The sequence below is a fragment of the Rhizobium sp. BK602 genome (assembly GCF_014195095.1).
Taxonomy (GTDB): Bacteria; Pseudomonadota; Alphaproteobacteria; order Rhizobiales; family Rhizobiaceae; genus Rhizobium.
This window is the reverse complement of record NZ_JACIBC010000001.1, coordinates 373,790-393,413: the sequence shown is the minus strand read 5'-3', so window position 1 is coordinate 393,413 and position 19,624 is coordinate 373,790. Positions and strand designations below refer to the sequence as shown.

At 61.7% G+C, this 19,624-nt stretch carries 16 protein-coding genes; 10 read left to right on the top strand and 6 right to left on the bottom strand.

All coding sequences use genetic code 11. The features are described 5' to 3' along the window. The first annotated feature begins 139 nt into the window (after positions 1-139). From FHX11_RS01890 to FHX11_RS01875, 4 genes are read left to right on the top strand one after another with little or no spacing between them, the layout of a single operon-like run. The gene (locus tag FHX11_RS01890; protein ID WP_246780890.1) at positions 140-913 is read left to right on the top strand and encodes a transporter substrate-binding domain-containing protein; all 774 of its coding nucleotides are present in this window, start codon (positions 140-142) and stop codon (positions 911-913) included. A 57-nt stretch (positions 914-970) separates the two neighbouring features. Further along, positions 971-1,642 (top strand): amino acid ABC transporter permease, encoded by a 672-nt coding sequence (locus tag FHX11_RS01885; protein WP_184354491.1) that lies wholly within the window; start codon positions 971-973, stop codon positions 1,640-1,642. Continuing rightward, positions 1,639-2,298 carry an amino acid ABC transporter permease gene (locus tag FHX11_RS01880; protein WP_184354489.1) on the top strand — a complete coding sequence of 220 codons (660 nt, stop codon included), beginning with the start codon at positions 1,639-1,641 and terminating at the stop codon, positions 2,296-2,298. Before FHX11_RS01885 ends, FHX11_RS01880 begins: the two co-directional genes overlap by 4 nt. After that, entirely contained in the window at positions 2,276-3,001 is a 726-nt protein-coding gene (locus FHX11_RS01875; RefSeq protein WP_184354487.1) for an amino acid ABC transporter ATP-binding protein, read from the top strand. The genes FHX11_RS01880 and FHX11_RS01875 overlap by 23 nt, the downstream gene beginning before the upstream one ends. A gap of 19 nt (positions 3,002-3,020) precedes the next feature. On the opposite strand, the gene FHX11_RS01870 is transcribed toward FHX11_RS01875, so the two are convergent. Beyond that, positions 3,021-3,905 carry an AraC family transcriptional regulator gene (locus tag FHX11_RS01870; protein ID WP_184354485.1) on the bottom strand — a complete coding sequence of 295 codons (885 nt, stop codon included), beginning with the start codon at positions 3,903-3,905 and terminating at the stop codon, positions 3,021-3,023. A 35-nt stretch (positions 3,906-3,940) separates the two neighbouring features. On the opposite strand from FHX11_RS01870, the gene FHX11_RS01865 reads away from it, so the two are divergent. Further along, positions 3,941-4,348: a DUF2000 family protein gene (locus FHX11_RS01865; protein WP_184354483.1), complete on the top strand. Its 408-nt coding sequence runs from the start codon at positions 3,941-3,943 to the stop codon at positions 4,346-4,348. Between the two features lie 68 nt (positions 4,349-4,416). Here FHX11_RS01865 and FHX11_RS01860 read toward each other — a convergent pair whose 3' ends face one another. From FHX11_RS01860 to FHX11_RS01845, 4 genes are all read right to left on the bottom strand, one after another. Next, the gene (locus tag FHX11_RS01860) at positions 4,417-5,085 is read right to left on the bottom strand and encodes an OmpA family protein (protein WP_184354481.1); all 669 of its coding nucleotides are present in this window, start codon (positions 5,083-5,085) and stop codon (positions 4,417-4,419) included. Between the two features lie 203 nt (positions 5,086-5,288). Next, a complete protein-coding gene (locus FHX11_RS01855; protein WP_184354479.1) occupies positions 5,289-6,302 on the bottom strand; it encodes a flagellin in 1,014 nt (337 codons plus the stop codon). A 245-nt stretch (positions 6,303-6,547) separates the two neighbouring features. Next, entirely contained in the window at positions 6,548-9,676 is a 3,129-nt protein-coding gene (locus FHX11_RS01850; RefSeq protein ID WP_184355758.1) for an efflux RND transporter permease subunit, read from the bottom strand. A 26-nt stretch (positions 9,677-9,702) separates the two neighbouring features. After that, positions 9,703-10,860 carry an efflux RND transporter periplasmic adaptor subunit gene (locus tag FHX11_RS01845; RefSeq protein WP_184354478.1) on the bottom strand — a complete coding sequence of 386 codons (1,158 nt, stop codon included), beginning with the start codon at positions 10,858-10,860 and terminating at the stop codon, positions 9,703-9,705. A gap of 348 nt (positions 10,861-11,208) precedes the next feature. Between FHX11_RS01845 and FHX11_RS01840 the strand changes: the two genes are divergently transcribed. Both FHX11_RS01840 and FHX11_RS01835 read left to right on the top strand, forming a co-directional pair. Then, entirely contained in the window at positions 11,209-13,674 is a 2,466-nt protein-coding gene (locus tag FHX11_RS01840; RefSeq protein ID WP_184354475.1) for a UvrD-helicase domain-containing protein, read from the top strand. A 135-nt stretch (positions 13,675-13,809) separates the two neighbouring features. Next, positions 13,810-15,441: a DUF6119 family protein gene (locus FHX11_RS01835; RefSeq protein ID WP_184354473.1), complete on the top strand. Its 1,632-nt coding sequence runs from the start codon at positions 13,810-13,812 to the stop codon at positions 15,439-15,441. Positions 15,442-15,535: 94 nt separating this feature from the next. On the opposite strand, the gene FHX11_RS01830 is transcribed toward FHX11_RS01835, so the two are convergent. Continuing rightward, positions 15,536-16,024, bottom strand: a complete 489-nt coding sequence (locus tag FHX11_RS01830; protein ID WP_184354471.1) for a hypothetical protein — start codon at positions 16,022-16,024, stop codon at positions 15,536-15,538. A 411-nt stretch (positions 16,025-16,435) separates the two neighbouring features. On the opposite strand from FHX11_RS01830, the gene FHX11_RS01825 reads away from it, so the two are divergent. The 3 genes from FHX11_RS01825 (at position 16,436) to FHX11_RS01815 (ending at position 19,619) form a co-directional block, all read left to right on the top strand. Continuing rightward, positions 16,436-17,719: a sugar MFS transporter gene (locus tag FHX11_RS01825; RefSeq protein ID WP_210292301.1), complete on the top strand. Its 1,284-nt coding sequence runs from the start codon at positions 16,436-16,438 to the stop codon at positions 17,717-17,719. Positions 17,720-17,830: 111 nt separating this feature from the next. Continuing rightward, complete coding sequence (gene pncA, locus FHX11_RS01820; protein ID WP_184354469.1) at positions 17,831-18,454, top strand: bifunctional nicotinamidase/pyrazinamidase; 624 nt, start codon at positions 17,831-17,833, stop codon at positions 18,452-18,454. A gap of 79 nt (positions 18,455-18,533) precedes the next feature. Then, positions 18,534-19,619 (top strand): glycosyltransferase family 1 protein, encoded by a 1,086-nt coding sequence (locus FHX11_RS01815; RefSeq protein ID WP_184354467.1) that lies wholly within the window; start codon positions 18,534-18,536, stop codon positions 19,617-19,619. The last annotated feature ends 5 nt before the right edge of the window (positions 19,620-19,624 follow it).

Genomic DNA, 19,624 nt, shown 5'->3' with positions numbered 1-19,624 from the left:
AATTTCCCGCCAAAAAGAGGCGCGCGGCCAGCGACAACAAACGCCCCAGAAGCGACTGGCATATGTTTTGCGTTCTGTCCTGCAACTTTTACATAGCCCACGATTGGAAGGATATTCGATGAAGCGCAGACAATTGCTCATGGCACTCGGTATGGCGATGCTGGCGATGGGTTCACTTTCCGACCCGCATGCAGCCCGGGCGGACGCCTTGAGCGATATCACCGCGCGTGGCACGATCCGTGTCGCCGTTCCCCAGGATTTCCCGCCCTTCGGCAGCGTCGGCGTCGACATGGCGCCCAAGGGCTACGACATCGACGTGGCGAACCTGATCGGCGAAAAGCTCGGCGTGAAGACCGAACTGGTGCCCGTCACCAGCGCTAACCGCATTCCCTATCTGCAGACCAACAAGGTCGACCTGGTGATCTCCAGCCTCGGCAAGAACGCCGAGCGCGAAGCGGTCATCGATTTCAGCGCTCCTTATGCGCCCTTCTTCAACGGCGTCTTCGGACCGGCCAGCGTTGCCGCCGCCAAGGCCGAGGATTTGTCGGGCAAGACGATCGGCGTCACGCGCGGCGCCATCGAGGACCTGGCGCTGACGAAGATCGCGCCGCAGGACGCGACGATCAAGCGCTACGAGGACAATAACGGCACCATCTCGGCCTTCCTCTCCGGCCAGGTCGAACTGGTCGCCACCGGCAACGTCGTTGCCGCCGCCATCCTCGCCAAGAACCCGCCGAAGAAGCCGGAGATGAAATTCCTCATCACCAACTCCCCCTGCTACATCGGCCTGAACAAGAACGAGGGCGACCTGCAGAAAAAGGTCAACGACATCATTGCCGCCGCCAAGGCCGATGGCACGCTGAACAAGATATCGCAGAAATGGCTGGGCGCCGACCTTCCTGCCGGCTTCTGATCAACGCAGGCCCTGCCGCGCCACCCGGCGCGGCAGGACCGAGCAAGGCACCGTCTCATGCGCTATCACTTCGATTTCGGCTGGATCGCCGATTATTATCCGGTGCTGATCAAGGGCATCCTGGTTACCATAGAACTGACCCTGGTCGGCGCGGTGGCGGGCATCGCACTCGGCATCGCCTGTGCCTGGGCGCGCGCGCTCGGTCCGCGCTGGCTCAAGCCGATTGTCGCCACCTATGTCGAGCTGATCCGCAACACGCCGTTCCTGATCCAGCTTTTCTTCATCTTCTTCGGCCTGCCCGGCATCGGCGTCCAGATGAACGAAATGACCGCCGCCAACCTGGCCATGATCGTCAATCTCGGCGCCTATAGCTGCGAGATTATCCGCGCCGGCATCCAGGCGACGCCGCGCGGCCAGTTCGAGGCGGGCGCCAGCCTTGCCATGACCCGGTTCGAGACGTTCCGCCATGTCATTCTCGTTCCCTCGCTGCAACGCATCTGGCCGGCCCTGTCGTCCCAGGTGGTCATCGTCATGCTCGGCTCCTCGGTCGTCTCGCAGATTGCCGCCGAGGACCTGACATTTGCGGCAAACTTCATCCAGTCCCGCTCCTTCCGCGCCTTCGAAGCCTATTTCGTCTCTACGGCGATCTATCTGCTTCTGGCGATCGTCCTGCGGCAACTGCTTGCGGTCGCCGGTAACCTCATCTTCCCGCGCAGGGTTCGCCGATGACTGATTTCACCACCTGGGACATCCTGCGTGGCCTGCTGCTCGCCACGCGCTGGACCATCCTGCTCTCGCTCGTCTCCTTCATCGGCGGCGGCACGGTTGGCGCGATCCTGCTGTTCATGCGGATCGGCAAGCGCAAGGTCGCGCGCCTTGCCGTCAAATATTTCGTCGAGCTCTTCCAGGGCACGCCGTTATTGATGCAGCTCTTCCTCGCCTTTTTCGGCCTTGGGCTCTTCGGCATCGACGTGCCGGCCTGGCTTGCCGCCGGCGTCGCGCTGACGCTGTGGTCGGCCGCCTTCCTGACCGAGATCTGGCGCGGCTGCGTCGAGGCCGTCGCAAGAGGCCAGTGGGAGGCCTCCGCCAGCCTTGGCATGGGCTATCTCCAGCAGATGCGCTACGTCATCCTGCCGCAGGCGCTGCGCATCGCCGTGCCGCCGACGGTTGGCTTCTCCGTGCAGGTGGTCAAGGGCACCGCCCTCACCTCCATCATCGGCTTCGTCGAACTGTCGAAGGCCGGCACCGTCATCACCAACGCGACCTTCCAGCCGTTCACCGTCTACGGCTTCGTCGCCCTTATCTATTTCGCCCTGTGCTGGCCGCTGTCGAAAAGCAGCCAGATCCTGGAAAGGAAGCTGAATGTCGCTCATCGAGGTCACTGAAGTCCGCAAAAGCTTTGGCGAGAACGAGGTACTGAAAGGCATCAACCTCGATGTCGAACCCGGCGAGGTCATCGCCATCATCGGCAAGAGCGGCTCGGGCAAATCGACACTGCTTCGCTGCATCAACGGGCTGGAGACGATCAACGACGGCTCGATCTCGGTGGCCGGCGCCCAGCTTCTGCCCGACGATCTGCATCTCAAGGCGCTGCGGCTGAAGGTCGGCATGATCTTCCAGCAGTTCAATCTCTTCCCGCATTTGAGCGCCGGCCGCAACGTCATGCTGTCGCAGATGGTCGTCAAGAAGGCTTCCAAGGCCGATGCCGAGGCAATGGCGCGGCGCATGCTCGACCGCGTCGGCCTTGGGCACAAATTCGACGCCTTTCCCGACGAGCTCTCGGGCGGACAGCAGCAGCGCGTCGCGATCGCGAGAGCGCTTGCCATGCAGCCGATCGCCCTTCTCTGCGACGAAATCACCTCGGCGCTCGATCCAGAACTGGTGTCGGAAGTCCTGGCCGTCGTGCGCGAACTGGCCAGCGAAGGCATGACGCTGCTGATGGTGACGCATGAAATGAAATTCGCCCGCGACGTTTGCTCGCGCGTCGTCTTCATGCATCAGGGCCGCGTCCATGAAATCGGCCCGCCGAGCGAAGTCTTCGCCGATCCGAAGACGCCGGAGCTGAAACAGTTCCTCGGCATGCACTAGGCATTGCTCAGGGATGCACTCATCGGCGCTGCGACGATAGCCGCGCGACGCCGATCATCCCACTCCAAGCGCCCGGCGCCATGCCGAAAGCCTTCTTGAAATGCCGGGTCAGATGGCTCTGGTCGGCAAAGCCGGTGGCCGCCGCGACTTCGGCGATCGGCTCGCCATCGCCGATCAGCGCCTTGGCCAGCTGCAGACGCCGCATCAGCAGAAAGCGGTGCGGGCTGGTGGCAAAGGCCGCGCGGAAATGGCGCGAAAGCGCAAAGCGGTCGAGGCCGGTGATGCGTTCCAGCTCCTCCGAGCGGACGCCGCGCATGGCATGGGCCTCAAGATAATCCCGCGCCGTCTTGACCTGCCCCCAGGCGATATTGCCCAGCGATTTCTGCGGCAGCCGCGCATGCGAGGCCAATCCGCTCGCCACCCGCGATATGAAATCATCAACGAAAAGCGCGTCCAGTTCGCTGTCGAGCTCGCCAAGTGCCGCCAGCAGCAGGCCGGCGAGACGCCGATCCTCCACCAGGGGCTCGTTCACGAAAGGCAAGCCGATACGGGCCGTTTCGAGACATTGCGCCAACATGGACGGCTCCAGATAGAGCATGCGGTAGACCAGCCCGTCGTCGGTCGCGGCACCGCCGTCGTGCACTTCGTCCGGATGCAGGACGATCACCTGGCCCGGCAGGCTGTAGCGCCGCTCGCCACGATAGCTGAAAGCCTGCACGCCGCGAATGGTGACGCCGAGAGCATAGGTGTCGTGCCGGTGCGGCTCGAAGGCATCGCCGCGAAACTGCGCCTGAATTCTCTCGATACCGGGATAGGCGGGCGCCGACACGATGCTGTTCCCGTCCGGAACGGCGCACAAACGTTCAAGACCTTCGAAGATCGAGCTGGCTAGATCCTGGCGCAACAATTCGTTTCCAAACGGCATGAAAGTGGCTACCGATGTTTGATACCAAAATCGCAATCGTCCTGCGAAACAATCTTCAATCCTGGCAGAAGCTGAATGTGACCGCTTTCCTGTCGACCGGGATCGCCGGGCAATGTCCCGAGATCATCGGCGAACCCTATCGCGACCGGGCCGGCAATCTCTACAACGCGATGTCGATCCAGCCGATGATCGTATTATCGGCCGACGAAGAGACGATGTCGACCATCCATCGCCGCTCGCTGGAGCGCGACATCACCGCCTCGATCTTCATCGAGGAAATGTTCTCGACGGGCCACGATACGGCTAACCGCGCGGTCTTTTCCGAATTTGCGCCCGAAGACGCCAAAGTCGTCGGCATCGCGCTGCGCGCCGACAAGAAGATCGTCGACAAGATCACCAAAGGCGCAAAGATGCATTCCTGACGGAAACGTCAAAACAGAACGGCCGGGTTTCACAACCCGGCCGTCCTTGTCGGAATGTCGATGCCGGATCAGCCGTTCTGTGTGATCGGCGCGATCTGGATTTCGACGCGGCGGTTCTGGGCGCGGCCGGCTTCGGTGGCATTGGACGCAACCGGCTGGCTCGGGCCGAAGCCGATGGCGGACATGCGGCGCTGGTCGATGCCCTGGCTGCCGAGATAGGAGGCGACCGAGCCGGCACGGCGTTCGGACAGATCCTGGTTATGCTGCAGGCTGCCGGTCGAATCCGTATGGCCGTTGACGTCGATCAGCGTGCGGTTGAACTTGCGCAGCACGATGGCGACCGAATTCAGCGTTGCGAAGAATTCCGGCTTGATGGCGTCCTGGTCGATATCGAAGGTGATGGCGGACGGCATGTTCAGGATGATGCGGTCGCCGACGCGGGTAACGGAGACACCCGTGCCCTGCAACTGCGCGCGCAGCTCGGATTCCTGCTGGTCCATGTAATTGCCGATGCCGGCACCAGCCAAGGCACCAACGCCAGCGCCGATCAGCGCGGCATTGCGGCGCGAGGCCGGCGAATGCCCGATCAGAAGACCGGCGACAGCGCCGACGCCGGCGCCGATCGCGGCACCGCCCGCTGTGTTGGATACTTTCTGTTCGCCCGTATAGGGATCGGTCGTCGTGCACGCGTTGAGAAAGGCCGCCGAGACGGCAAGAATGGCAATTTTTTTGATCATGGAATCGTCGCTCTCCGGTTCGATGGTCCGAAGCAGATATGGAGCATTGCGGCAATATGATGAAGCGAAATCTTCGTGTACGACCGAGAACGCCCCAGCTCCGCATCCACATGCGCTGATCCGAATGCCGACGGCCGCGCCAAAGACCGGCACGACTTGGTGGAAATTCCGTCATTTCTCTTCGGAATCAGTCGCTTGTCCGCTCAAAGATTCTGGAAAAGCTGTGTCACCGTGTTGTAGCTCGCATTGGCGATGGACAGCGATTGCAGGCCCAATTGCTGCTGGGTTTGCAATGCCAGCACCCTGCTCGACTGCTGCTCCATATCCGCATCGACAAGCTTGCCGACGCCGCTGGTGAGCGAATCACTGAGATTCGTCGCGAACTGGCTCTGCAGGCTGACGCGCGTTTCCAGCGAGCCGAAGGCCGACCCGATGGTACTCAGCTGATGCAGCATGGCGGTGACGGTATTCACCATGTCTGTCAGCGCGCCCTTCGTCGTGGTCGCATCGAGCGAGATTTCCACCTGCCCGGTGGTGTCGCCATTCTTGCTGCCGATCAGCACATAGTTCTGGGCGGCACCGGCCTCCGTCGCAAAGGCCGTGGAGGTGAGCACGCCATAGCCGCCGCTGCCGCTGGACTGGTCATCGATGAGATAGCGTGCATCCGTCGATGGGATGGTGCCGCTGGTCGACGTGGCGCCCTCATAGTCCAGCATCCCGATTGCGATCGTGCCGTCGGTATGGCGGATCAGGGATCCCGGAATCCGGTGTGGTTCGGTCGGGTCGTCACCGTCCTGCAGCACGATCCAGTTGACGCCGTTGAAACTCGCCGACTGGCCGACGCTGCGGAGCTGCTCCTTGAGCTGGCTGATCTCGTCATTGAGTTTCGTCTTGTCGACGCTGTCCTCATAGGCGCTGACCAGCTTCGATCGGATCTTCGTCACGATGTCGATGGCGCTGGTGACGCCTTCGGATGCCGTGCTGACGGTCGCGGCGGCAAGCCCGAGTGCGTCCTGCACCGAGGAAATGCCGCTGATGTCGGTGCGCGTCAATGTCGAGATCGTCCAATAGGTGGCGTCATCCTTGGCCGTCTGCACGCGCAGGCCCGACGACATCTGCCGCTGCGCGACATTCAGGTTCGACTGGGTGTTTCTGAGGACTTCAAGGGCTGTGTTGACAGAGGGACTAACCCTGATGAAGGTCGAAAAAATACTCACGACACACGGACTCCGGACGCAACAATAGACAACAAGCACAAGGAGACATTCGAACCATGCCGCGGGCGCTCATGCGCGCGGGCCGACACGCGTCGGCAGACGATGAGTCCGGCAAAAAAACAGCGCCTGAACTCGAGCGGTTACAGGCGCTATGATTAGCATTCATGCTTAATAAACAGCTAATCGAAACGGGTGATTTACCATAAATCTTCGGTTGCACCCGCCCAGGCGGAAAATACGGGCAGCTACTCCGCCGCCCTGAGCTTCATCAGCTTCGCCCTCAGCACGGCTTCCGACATTTCCTCGTGCAGCCGCTGCTCCTCATGCGCCTGGGGCTTGGCGAAACGGGCAATCAGAAGATAGGCGACGGGCGTGACGTAAAGCGTCACCAGGGTCGCGAAGCCGAGGCCGCCGACAATCACCCAGCCGAGCGCGATGCGTGCTTCAGCTCCCGCTCCATCGGCGAAGACCAGCGGCACGCCGCCGAGAATGGTGGCGATCATCGTCATCATCACCGGCCGCAGGCGCAGCGCGCAGGCCCTCTCGATCGCCTCGCGCACGCTTGCGCCGTCGTCGCGCAGCTGGTTGGCGAACTCGACGATCAGGATGCCGTTCTTGGCCATGACGCCGACAAGCAGCACCAGGCCGATCTGGCTGTAGATATTGAGGCTCGAGCCGGTGATGACCAGCGCGAAGACGGCGCAGGCAAGGCCGAGCGGCACCGTCGACATGATGATCAGCGACGACAGCACGCTTTCGAACTGCGCCGCCAGCACCAGGAAGATGATGACGATGGCGAAGCCGAAGGTGAGCGCCATGCCGCTGGAATTCTCCTCCAGCGTCGCCGCTTCCGCGAGCGGGATCAGCCGCGCGCCGGGCGGCAGGAGCGGCGCGGCGATTCGCGTCACCTCCTCGACGGCCTGGCCGAGCGACATGTTGTTCTTGAGGCCGGCGGTGATCGCCACCGACGCCAGTTGCTGCTCGCGGGTGAGCTGCGGCGCGACCGCCCCTTCCTTCAGGCTGGCGATGACCGACATCGGCACGATCTTGCCGTCGCCGGTCTTCAGGAAGACGTTTTCGAGATCTGTGGGATCGTCGATCGGCCGCATGGTCGAGGTCAGGAGCACCGGATAGGCCTCGCCCTTGACGAAGACATCGACGACGGAACGGCCTTCGAGCAGCGATTGCAGCGCCGTCGACAGGCCGGTGATGTCGACGCCGAGATCGGAGGCGCGCTCGCGGTCGATCGCGACGGAGACCTGCGCCTGCGTCGGCTCGTTGTTGAGACGCGGCGTGTCGAATCGGCCGGTCGCATCCAGCGCCTGCACCAGCTTCAGCGCCGCCTGCGTCAAGGCTTCGTGATCGTTGCCGGTCAGCGCCATCTGCACACCACTGCCGGCGCCGCGAATGCGCAGGCTGTTCGACTGGAAGACATTGCCACGCAGCGCCGGCACCTGCGCCATCGCCCGGTTGATATCGGCAACGATCTCGGATTGCGTGCGATGGCGCTCGCTCCAGGGCGCGAGCGTCAACACCATGAAGCCGGTGTTCATCTGCCCGTTCTGGCCGGAGATGGCATAGACGTTGCGAATGTCGCCGCTATCCATCAACGGCTGCAGCTTCTCTTCCACCCGCTGCAGCTGATCCTTGGTGTAATCGAGGCTGGCGCCCTGCGGCGTGGTCAGCCTCAGCATTACCAGGGCGCGATCCTCGTTCGGCGTCAGCTCGCTCTTCACGCCAAGAAAGGCAAAGACGGCGGCCGCCGAAAAGATCGCGCAGAAGACGATGACCACCAGCGGTGCATTGAGGCAGGCCCGGAGCGTGCGGCGATAGACACCAGAAAACAGCGCGCCGAAACGGCCGAGCATGCCGTGATCCTCACGCATCTCCCTGGTCAGCATGCGCGAGGCCAGCATCGGGCAAAGCGTCAGCGCCACGAGCGACGACAGACCGACGGAGAAGGCGAGCACGAAGCCGAATTCGCGGAATAGGCCGCCCACTTGCCCCGGCAGGAAGGACAGCGGAATGAAGACGGCCGCAAGCGTCGCCGTGGTCGCGATGACCGCAAAGAAGACCTCACGCGTGCCAAGCACCGCCGCCGCGCGTGGCCCCATCTTCTCCGATCTGCGCCGCACGATGTTTTCCAGAACGACGATGGCGTCATCCACCACGAGACCGGTCGCAAGCACGATCGCCAGTAGCGTCAGAATGTTGATCGAGAAACCGACCATATAGAGCGCGGCCAGCGTTCCCGTGAGCGCCACCGGCATGGTGACGGCCGGGATGAGCGTCGCGCGCCAGTCGCGCAGGAAGAGATAGATGACGATGGTGACGATCAGCGCCGACAGCACCAGTGCCAGCACCACCTCATGGATCGCACCCTGGATGAACACGGCATCGTCGCTGGTGATGGTGATGCGCGTGCCTTCCGGCAGCGATTTCGACAATTGTGCCACCACGGCCTTCACGCCATTGGAAATGTTGAGCGTATTCGACTGCGCCTGACGGATGATGCCGAGGCCGACGCCCTGCACGCCGTTCGACCGCAGCGCCGTCGTTCCGTCGCGCGGGCCAAGCGTCACGGTCGCGACATCCGAGAGCCTGATCCTGTCCTTGATGATCAGCCGCGCGAAATCCTCGGGCGTCTGCAGCGCGGCCGTGGCGCGCACGACGATGTCCTGCCGGTTGCTTTTCAGCGATCCGGCCGGGACGTCGAGCGCCGCCGTTTCCAGCGCCGTTGTCAGATCGCCGATGGTCAGTCCGCGCCCGGCAAGGGCTGCCTGATCGACATCGATGCGGAAGACCTTCTCCTGATCGCCATAGAGCTCGACATCGGCAACGCCGTCGACGGCGGCCAGCCGGTCGGTGATCTCCTTGTCGACCAGCTGCGTCAGGTCGTCCATGGTCATGGTGCCGGAGGTGACGGCAAGGCGCATGATCGGCTGCGAGTCCGAATCCGCCTTGACGATCTGCGGCGCATCCGCCTCGTCCGGAAGCTGTTCGGCAATACGGCCGATGGCATCGCGGACGTCGTTTGCGGCAACCGACAGATCGGTGGCGTCGGAGAATTCGAGCGTCACCCGGCTCTGCCCGAAGGAAGAGCTGGAGGAGAGCGACTTCAGGCCGCTGACGCGGGCAACCGCGCCTTCGATGACCTTGGTCAGTTCCTGATCCACCGTCTGCGGCGACGCGCCGTCGAACATGGTCCGCACGGTGACCACCGGACGGTCGACATCGGGCAGTTCGCGCACCTCGACGCCGAAATAGGCGGCGAGGCCGGCCACGACCATCAGCGTGTTGAAGACCAGCGCAAGGATCGGCCGGCGCACGAAAAGCGCGGTAAAAGCCTGCTTGCCGCCCCCCGCGTCGGACATATCCGCCGGACCGTCATGGTGCCCCGTCATTGCGTGAGGACCTCCGCGGCCTCGGCGACCTCGCGGGCAAAGCGCACGGCCCCACCCTCGCTCACGCGCTGCAAACCTTCGGTGACGATCAGATCGCCATCCTTGAGATCGCCGCGAACCAGCACCGCATCCGGATTGCGCTGCACGACGCTGACGCGAACCTTGGACGATTTGCCGTCGGCGATGCGCCAGACATAGGAGCCCTCACCGTCCCATTGCACCGACAGAGGGTCGACGGACGGATGGGTTTCGCCGGCAAAGCGCATGCCGACACTGAAGGACATGCCGGCCCGCAGCTCGTCGGCGGCATTGTCGATGCGGGCGCGGATGCGCAATGTCCGGCTGGCACCATCGACGCGGTTGTCCACCGCCTCGACCACGCCGGAGAACTGGCGTCCAGGCAGCGCCACCGATGTCGCCTCGACCGGCTGATCCACCTTGACCGTATTGGCAAACCGCTCCGGCACCCAATAATCCACCAGGATCTCCGAACGGTCGTCCAGCGTGACGATGCTGGTGGCGGTGGTGACATTGTCGCCGATGACGACGGGCACGATACCGACGATGCCGTCGATCGGCGCCACGATGTCGCGCCGCGTCAGCGCCAGTTCCGCCGCCTGCAGCGCGAGCTTCGCGCCCTGCTCGACGATCTCGGCGTCGAAGACGTCCATGCGCGAGACGCTGGACTTGATGTTGCGATAGAGCTGCGATTTCTCGGCGGCGCTTCTCAACGCCACCTGCGCCTGGCCGCGCGCGATGATCTGCTCGTCATTGTCGAGGCGGGCCAGCACCTGCCCCTGCTTCACCCGATCACCGGACTTGATCAGGATTTCGCGGATCGTGCCCGCCGCCTGCGGCATGACGACGACCGAGCGGATGGCATCGCCGGTGCCGATGGCGCTCAGGCGATCGTTGACCACGCCGCCGATGACGGGCTCAGCTACCACCAGCGGCACATCCGGGCCGCGCCGCGCGCCACCATTCGCTGCCTTGTCACCCTTGGCGCCCTCGCCAGGCGCAACGGTCGCCACGACGGCCTCGGGGACACCCGCTCCCCGCAACACGTCGGCTGCACCGGGCACGAAGGCCAGGACAGCGGCGATGCCAGCCGCCAGCAACAGAAAAGACAAGGAAAGCTGCTTCCAGGCGGTCATGCACGTCTCCGGCTCGTTGTCAGAGGCGATGAAATCGCGTCGTCAATCTATCTGGCCTCGTCACGTCAGGCGCACTTGATGAGGCCACCCCTCGGGCAAACGGCGATATAACGCAGGATTGTGCCCGATTTGCTGCAATATCGTTTTTTTGACCATGGGCGGCAAGCTTTGCCGCAGATTATGACGAAGTTGTAATCTTGACGGGGACAACGAGGCATTTCATTCGCATCCTCGGATCCTCGCCCAGGCGCGGAAACAGCCCTCCGGACACCTGTGAATGTGCACTTTTTGTTCTATTTTTAGCCCGTTTCTTTTGCCTTTCAGGGCAGAATCATTACATTGAGCCGCATGACCATCGGACATGACGACATTCCCTTCTTCGACGAGGAGCCGGAACACCTGGTTCCGCGCCGCCCCACGCCCGCCCCTGCAAGCACCGGCGGCGGCATTGCGGCGCGCGCCATGGCAGCACGCGACAGCGGCCGCCGGCCCGACTATCTCTCAGGCCTCAACCCGGAGCAGGCCGAAGCCGTGGAAACGCTGGACGGGCCTGTCCTCGTGCTCGCCGGCGCCGGCACCGGCAAGACGCGGGTGCTGACGACCCGCATCGCGCACATCCTCTCTACCAACCGCGCCTTCCCGAGCCAAATCCTCGCCGTCACCTTCACCAACAAGGCGGCGCGCGAGATGAAGGAGCGCATCGCGCTGCTCGTCGGCGGCGCCGTCGAGGGCATGCCCTGGCTCGGGACCTTCCACTCGATCGGCGTCAAGCTGCTGCGCCGTCATTCCGAGCTGGTGGGCCTCTCCTCCAGCTTCACCATTCTCGATACCGACGACGTCATCCGGCTGATCAAGCAGCTCATCCAGGCCGAAGGTCTGGACGACAAGCGCTGGCCGGCCAAGCAATTCGCCGGCATGATCGACGCCTGGAAAAACAAGGGCCTCGGCCCTGCCGATATCCCGGAGGGCGACGCCCGCGCTTTCGCAAACGGCAAGGGCCGCGATCTCTATTTCGCCTATCAGGCCCGCCTGAAGACATTGAACGCCTGCGACTTCGGCGATCTTTTGCTGCATCCGATCAACATGTTCCGGCAAAATCCGGATATATTGAAGGACTATCACCAGCGCTTCCGTTACATCCTCGTCGACGAGTATCAGGACACCAACACCGCGCAATATATGTGGCTGCGCCTCTTGGCACAGCGACAGAAGGGCGAACCGCAGAACGTCTGCTGCGTCGGCGACGACGACCAGTCGATCTATGGCTGGCGCGGCGCGGAGGTGGACAACATCCTGCGCTTCGAAAAGGATTTCCCCGGCGCCAAGGTGATCAAGCTGGAGCGCAACTACCGCTCCACCGAACATATTCTCGGCGCCGCCGCGCATCTGATCGCGCATAATGAGGGCCGGCTCGGCAAGACGCTGTTCACCGAGCGCTCCGATCCCGATGACATCAAGGTGCAGGTACACGCCTCCTGGGATTCCGAGGAAGAAGCCCGCGCCATCGGCGAGGAGATCGAGCAGCTCCAGCGCAACAAGCACAATCTCAACGACATGGCGATCCTGGTGCGCGCCTCCTTCCAGATGCGCGAATTCGAAGATCGCTTCGTCACGCTCGGCCTCAACTACCGCGTCGTCGGCGGTCCACGCTTCTATGAGCGCCTCGAAATCCGCGATGCCATGGCCTATTTCCGCCTCGTCTGCCAGCCGGCCGACGATCTTGCCTTCGAGCGCATCGTCAACACGCCGAAGCGCGGCCTCGGCGATACCACCGTCCGCGCCCTGCATGATTATGCCCGCGCGCGCAATATCCCGATGCTGGCGGCAGCCGCCGATATCATCGAGACCGACGAGATGAAGCCGAAGGCGCGCAAGGCGCTGTTCGACGTCGTACAGTCCTTCCGCCGCTGGCAGGGCCTGCTTGAAAACACGCCGCATACCGAGCTTGCCGAGCAGATCCTCGAAGAGTCCGGCTATACGGACATGTGGAAGAACGACAAATCGGCGGAAGCGCCGGGGCGGCTGGAAAACCTCAAAGAACTCATTCGTTCCATGGACAGCTTCGAATCCATGCGCGGCTTCCTGGAGCACGTGGCCCTTGTCATGGACGCCGAGCAGAACGAAAATCTCGACGCCGTCTCGATCATGACGCTACACTCCGCCAAGGGGCTGGAATTCGACACCGTCTTCCTGCCCGGCTGGGAGGAAGGCCTGTTCCCGCACCAGCGCTCGCTCGACGAAAGCGGCCGCGCTGGCCTGGAGGAAGAACGCCGCCTCGCCTATGTCGGCATCACCCGCGCCAAGCGCCGCTGCCACATCTGGTTCGTCTCCAACCGCCGCATCCACGGCCTCTGGCAATCGACCATCCCCTCCCGATTCCTCGACGAACTGCCGGAAAGCCATGTCGAAGTCGCCGAGATGGAACAATCCTACGGCGGTTACGGCCGCGGCGGCTACGGCCAGTCGCGCTTCGACAAGGCCGATCCCTTCGCCAATTCCTATTCCACTCCCGGCTGGAAACGCGCCCAGGCCAACAAGACCGACGCCACCCGCGACAACTGGGGCTCCCGCTCCGGCCACGCCGTCGAACGCATCGGCTACGGCGAAAGCGGCCCGAAAGTGCGCACCATCGACGGCGAACTCGTCGCCAAATCCACCTCCTCCGAACCCTCGAAATTCATGGTCGGCGACCGCGTCTTCCACATCAAGTTCGGCAACGGCAATGTCTCCGGCGTCGAGGGCAACAAGCTGACGATTGAGTTTGATCGGGCGGGGCAGAAAAGGGTGTTGGATGGGTTTGTGGAGCGGGTGTGAGGATTTTCCCGCCTTCTGTCTAGCGACCACGAAGTTACATTACGCGAATTCCGAAACCAGCTAGTCCGCGCAATAGTTGTATTTCATCTCCCACCGCATTATACCTATCTCTACTGGAGATGTTGGGGGAGATGCATGTCCAAGAGTCGATCTTTTTCAATCTATCTGCTCAAGCTAGGGTTCGACCAAGCAAATGCACTTGTCGAAGGCCATCCGCTGAACGCAGAGGTTCAAGCTGATTTTTTGCCCGACGGCGCCGCACTTTTCGTACTCGACAGTGAACCGCGGCCACCGTGGTGGAGGAGCTATTTTGGCGTACAAAAGAACCTCAGCCAAGTAGGCATGGGCGCACTTGTGTTTCTCCCGACGGGCGGTAGGTGCTTCGCTCTATCCTTCGGGCACGTGGCACACAATCTCAAGGACACCAGCTACGAGTATGACTTTGGCCTGCGTGTCACGCTCAACAGCCTCGATCCGAAAAAGCTAAAAAGCACGGACACAGTCGAGCCAAGCGCTGCAAAGCGTCAGCGTACGCAGTTGCCGATCGAGTCAGAGTTGACCTTTTTCGATTTCGATCGTGATAGCACCATCCTGCGAAGCCTTACCGGAAAAGTGCGAGACGAACACAAAGACCTGTTCCGCCATGCAACGGGCGCCGGCAACCTGCGCATAAGCACCGACACGCCCGTTGACGGTCTTGCTTCACTCTGTGAAAAGCTTCTGGAATTGTACGCCGCCGAGCAGTTTAAGATATCGTTTCCAGATATACAGAACATAGTTCCGGTGAAGGACCCAGTGATACTCAACGCTTTAAACGAACAATTGCTGGTGGCACTCCACGCCAAAGAGGCCGACCTGAACCTCACGGTCCCGGAAATTATCAACTACAGCGACAATGTGTTCGTCACGTTTTCTGGCGCCGGTGCCAGCCTTGTGTATGATGACGTGTACATCCGCCGTTACTACGACTACCTCGCCAGCAGGGACATTGAGATCGGAGATGTGGATATTGAAACCCTATCTCGCCACAGCCTCGTCCTTGCCGATGAGGAGGGAACACCGAGGGACAGGTACAGTATTCTCAAGAGCCTCGTGTTCGATACAACGCTCGCGATCGCGGGGGGCTCAACGTTCCACCTCTCGGAGGGACAGTGGTACCGCGTTGACAACAACTACATTGCCCGCCTGACTGCCTCTCTTGACCCACTCTGTGTCGCCACCGATCTTCCCCCCTACACGCAGTCGAACGAAGGCGCGTACAATTTAGCTGTTGCCCAGACACAGGACGGGGTTGCGTGCCTCGACAAGTCGAGCATCGCTCCGGTAGGGCAAACACAAGTAGAACCGTGTGATCTGTTGGCCGTTCGAAACGGGAATATTATTTTTTACCATGTCAAGGTTTCGACGCTTTCTAACCAGCTCAGCCATCTTTTCAATCAAGGGATCAACGCGATCGAGCTCCTTCGTCTTGAGGATGAATCAGTTGAGAGGCTAGCAGTACTTCTTGAGGCCGCATTTGGCACCGAGAACATGGGAAAAGCGATGATGCTCTTGACCGATGGCAAGTGCCACATTCAGTTCGTCATCATTACCCGGAAGAATCCAGCCAACCGGTCACTTAACCTGCCTCTTTTCTCGCGGATAAGCCTGATGAGAACTATGAAAGCCCTTCATGTCCGAGGTATCGCGCGCAGCTACACCTTCGTGGCGGACAACTCTGTCGACGAGGAAGGAAAGAAAAAGAAGCGCAAGAAAAAGGCTGCATAACCCAGAACCTGTCGTCGAACCCGCATAAATCCAGCATCTGGCAGGCTGACCAGTTCTAATAAAAATAGGCCGCTGCTTGAAGCGGAATACCAGTCTATCGGCCGTCCCGCCGCGCCATCTCAAGGGCTTCGCTAACATTACCCGCCTTGTCGCGGTACGGTTCGGTCCTTCTGGCGATATCGTCGAAATCCTGGCGCTCCTGCGACTGCCGGGTCGGACGATCGCTCAAGCGTGCTCGGATTCCATCAAGGTCGGTGAAGGACAGTTCGCTACGCCGTTTCCTGTGCCAGCGCAGCTTGCCCTGCTCATCTCGGTATGGCACGGAAACGCGCTTACCGAGACGATAGTGGCCAAACATGTCTGGACCGTTGCTGGCTGCGCTATTCTTGGCGCGGCAGTTGTTGCGGATTAGCGCCCTGAGACCCAGATCGTTGACGTGATCTTGGATCTTAGCCAGGCGCTGAGGGTGCCGGGTTAGGATCGCGCTCACTGTCTTGTCGACGGAGAACCGCCTGTCGTCTGAAAATTCTTCGATCAATTCTTCAAGGAAGGAATGAAACTCCTTTAAATCCAAATTACTCATTGTATTTCTCCGCAAATTTCAGATAGCGAATTTGATCCGCACAAAAGGAACAAGTCAAGAACATCTAGAAATTACTCACAGAAAGCAACAGCGTTCCCTACGACACCAAGTCGACATCAAGTTATTTTATGGGGCGACAAGCGGAATTTGCTGACAAAACCAAGAAATGACTTGGGCGATGCAATCGGGCTTATTCCAGCCTCCCACCTCCCGCATTGCTGCATTGCAAAATCCGTATCGCTAGCATGCTACCAATCAGAGGCTAATCGATTATATCGATCTGACGGCTTCGAGTGATCGTGCCTTCCGCGATCTCCCGGCAAGCCGTAGCCAGCCTGCCGTTCGGCGCATTCAGGGTCCCCCACCCGATCGACAATCGAGGGCTGGCAAGAGCAAAAATCGAGGATAAAAATGGCTGGCATAGCAACAAGCTCTGCGCCCGCCGGCGGTCGCGTTTCCGCGCACCAGGGCCAGGGTAATTATCAATTCGCGCTTATCGCACTCACCTCACTCTTTTTCATGTGGGGCTTCATCACCTGCCTCAACGACATTCTGGTGCCGCATCTGAAGAGCGTCTTCCAGCTCAACTATACGCAGTCGATGCTGATCCAGTTCTGCTTCTTCGGCGCCTATTTCATCGTATCGCTGCCGGCAGGGGCGCTGGTGAAGCGCATCACCTATAAATGGGGCATCGTCGTCGGCCTCGTCATCGCCGCGATCGGCTGCGCCCTGTTCATCCCGGCCGCCAGCTATCGCATCTACGCCCTCTTTCTCGGCGCTCTTTTCGTGCTCGCCGCCGGCGTCACGGTCCTGCAGGTCGCGGCCAACCCCTATGTCACGGTTCTCGGACCTCCCGATACCGCCGCCAGCCGCCTGAACCTGACCCAGGCCTTCAACTCGCTCGGTACCACCATCGCCCCGATCTTCGGCGCCATGCTGATCCTGTCGGCCGCAACCGTTGCGGCCGCCAATGCGACGCCGGAACAGCTCGACGCCATCCGGCTCGCCGAGGCCGGCGCGGTGAAGCTGCCCTACCTGATGCTCGCCGCCGCCTTCCTGCTGCTGGCCGCGGTTTTCGCGGCGCTGAAGCTGCCTCAGGTCGAAGACGAGGAAACCATCGAGCCCATGCGCGGCGCCGGCTCCGCCTGGCAGTATCGCCATCTCGTGCTCGGCGCCGTCGGCATCTTCCTCTATGTCGGCGCCGAGGTCAGCATCGGCAGCTTCCTGGTCAACTTCCTGAGCCAGCCGGACATCGCCGGCTTCTCGGAAGCGGATGCGGCGCACTACGTCTCCTATTTCTGGGGCGGCGCCATGATCGGCCGGTTCATCGGCTCGCTGGTGATGCGCCATGTCGATGACGGCAAGGCGCTGGCCTTCAACGCCACCATCGTCATCCTGCTGTTGCTGACGACCGTGCTGACCACCGGCCATGTCGCCATGTGGTCGGTGCTGGCGATCGGGCTTTTCAACTCGATCATGTTCCCGACGATCTTCAGCCTGGCGCTGCACGGCCTCGGCAAATATACCAGCCAGGGCTCGGGCATCCTGTGCCTCGCTATCGTCGGCGGCGCCATCCTGCCGGTGATTCAAGGCGGCCTTGCCGACACGATCGGCATCCACCTCGCCTTCCTGATGCCGGTCATCTGCTACCTCTACATCGCCTTCTACGGCATCAAGGGCCACAAGCCCTCCTGACCGCTTGAGAAGCATTGCGTCCCGCCACGTCATCGGGCGGGCCGCAAAAGGCTTGATCCGCAGCGCAACGCTTGGCATCGTGCAGTGCAACAGAAACGAAGGACAGGCCTCATGAAAGCTTTGCTGCTGATCGACATCCAGAACGGTTTCTGCCCCGGCGGTAATCTTCCCGTACCGGAGGGCGATCAGGTCGTACCCGTCGCCAATGCGCTCATCGACAGTGGCAAATACGATCTTGTCCTCGCCTCGCAGGATTGGCACCCGGCCGCCCACGGCAGCTTCGCCTCCGCCCACCCCGGCAAGAAGCCCTTCGAAATGGGCATGCTCTCCGGCAAGCCGCAGATGATGTGGCCCGACCATTGCGTCCAGAATACCGACGATGCCAGGCTGCATCCCCATCTCCACGCCGACGGCATCGATTTCATCCAGCAGAAGGGCCAGAACCCCGATGTCGACAGCTATTCCGCCTTCCGCGACAATGACCAGGCGGCCCTGACCGGCCTTGCCGCGCATCTGCGCGCCGAAGGCGTGACCGCGCTCGACCTCTGTGGCCTTGCGACAGACTATTGCGTGAAATTCTCCGCGCTCGATGCGGTCGAGATGCTGCCGGGCGTCACCGTCCGTTTCATCGAGGACGCCAGCCGCGGCATCGATCCGGCCGGCGTTCAGGCGGCGATCGGCGAGATGCGCACCCGCGGCGTCGCCATTATCAGCAGCGAAGAGGCGCTTGCCTAAAATCTCTTGGCGCAAGCTAAGGCTTCTCTAAAGAAAATGGCGCAAACTATTCCATATATTAGATAATATGGATGTATCTGTGCAGTCGATCACCATCAACGGGCGTTTTCTCGGCCAGCCTCTGTCGGGCGTGCAGCGTTTCGCGCGCGAACTGACGCTGGCGCTCGACCGCAAGATCGCCGCCGGCGCCGTGCCCGCCACGTTGAAGGGTGCAAGCTGGCGGCTGGCCATTCCTCGCGGCACGCCGATCGACATAGAGCTCTCGGCCATATCGGTCGATGCCTTCGGCTCCGGTCCGGGCCATCTCTGGGAACAGACGTCGCTGCTCGCCCGCGCCCGTCGCGGCCGGCTGATCGGCTTCGGCGGCAGCGGTCCCCTCCTGCACCGCCGTCAAGCCGTGATCATCCATGACGTGACGATCTTCCGGCATCCGCGATCCTTCAAGCGCAGCTACCGCCTGCTGCACGGCGCACTCGGCACGGTGCTGACACGCACGGCGAAGATCGGCACGGTCTCGGAATTCTCGCGCGAAGAGCTCGCCGCCGTCTTCCGCGTCCCCGCCCAGAATATCGATGTCGTCTATAATGCCGTCGATCACTTCGCCGCCATCGAACCGGACGACAGCGTCATCGAGCGGCTGGGCCTCAAGCGCAATTCCTTCTTCCTGCTGGTCGGCACGATGAAGCCGAACAAGAACCTCGATTTCGCCATTCGCGCCTTCGAGGCGCTTGGAGATCCCAATCAAAAGCTGGTGGTGGTCGGCGGCACCGCGCCGACCGTGTTTAAATCGAACGGGCCAAAATCGAACGACCGCCTGCTCTTTCCCGGCAGGCTCAGCGATGCCGAAATCGCCGCGCTGGAACGCCACGCCACCGCCTTCGTCTTTCCAAGCCTCTACGAGGGCTTCGGCATTCCGCCGCTGGAAGCGATGACGCAGGGCTGCCCGGTCCTGTCGGCAGATATCCCGGCCGTGCGCGAGGCGTCCGGCGATGCCGCGCTCTATTTCGATCCGTCACAAGAGGATGAGCTGGTCGAGGCCATGCGGCGGATCGCCGGCGACGAGGAATTGCGCGAGGAATTGCGCCAAAAGGGCCGACGGAATGTCGCCCGATTTTCCTGGGACCGCAGCGCTGATCGCATATTGGCGATGCTGGAAGCGCTCTAGCTCAT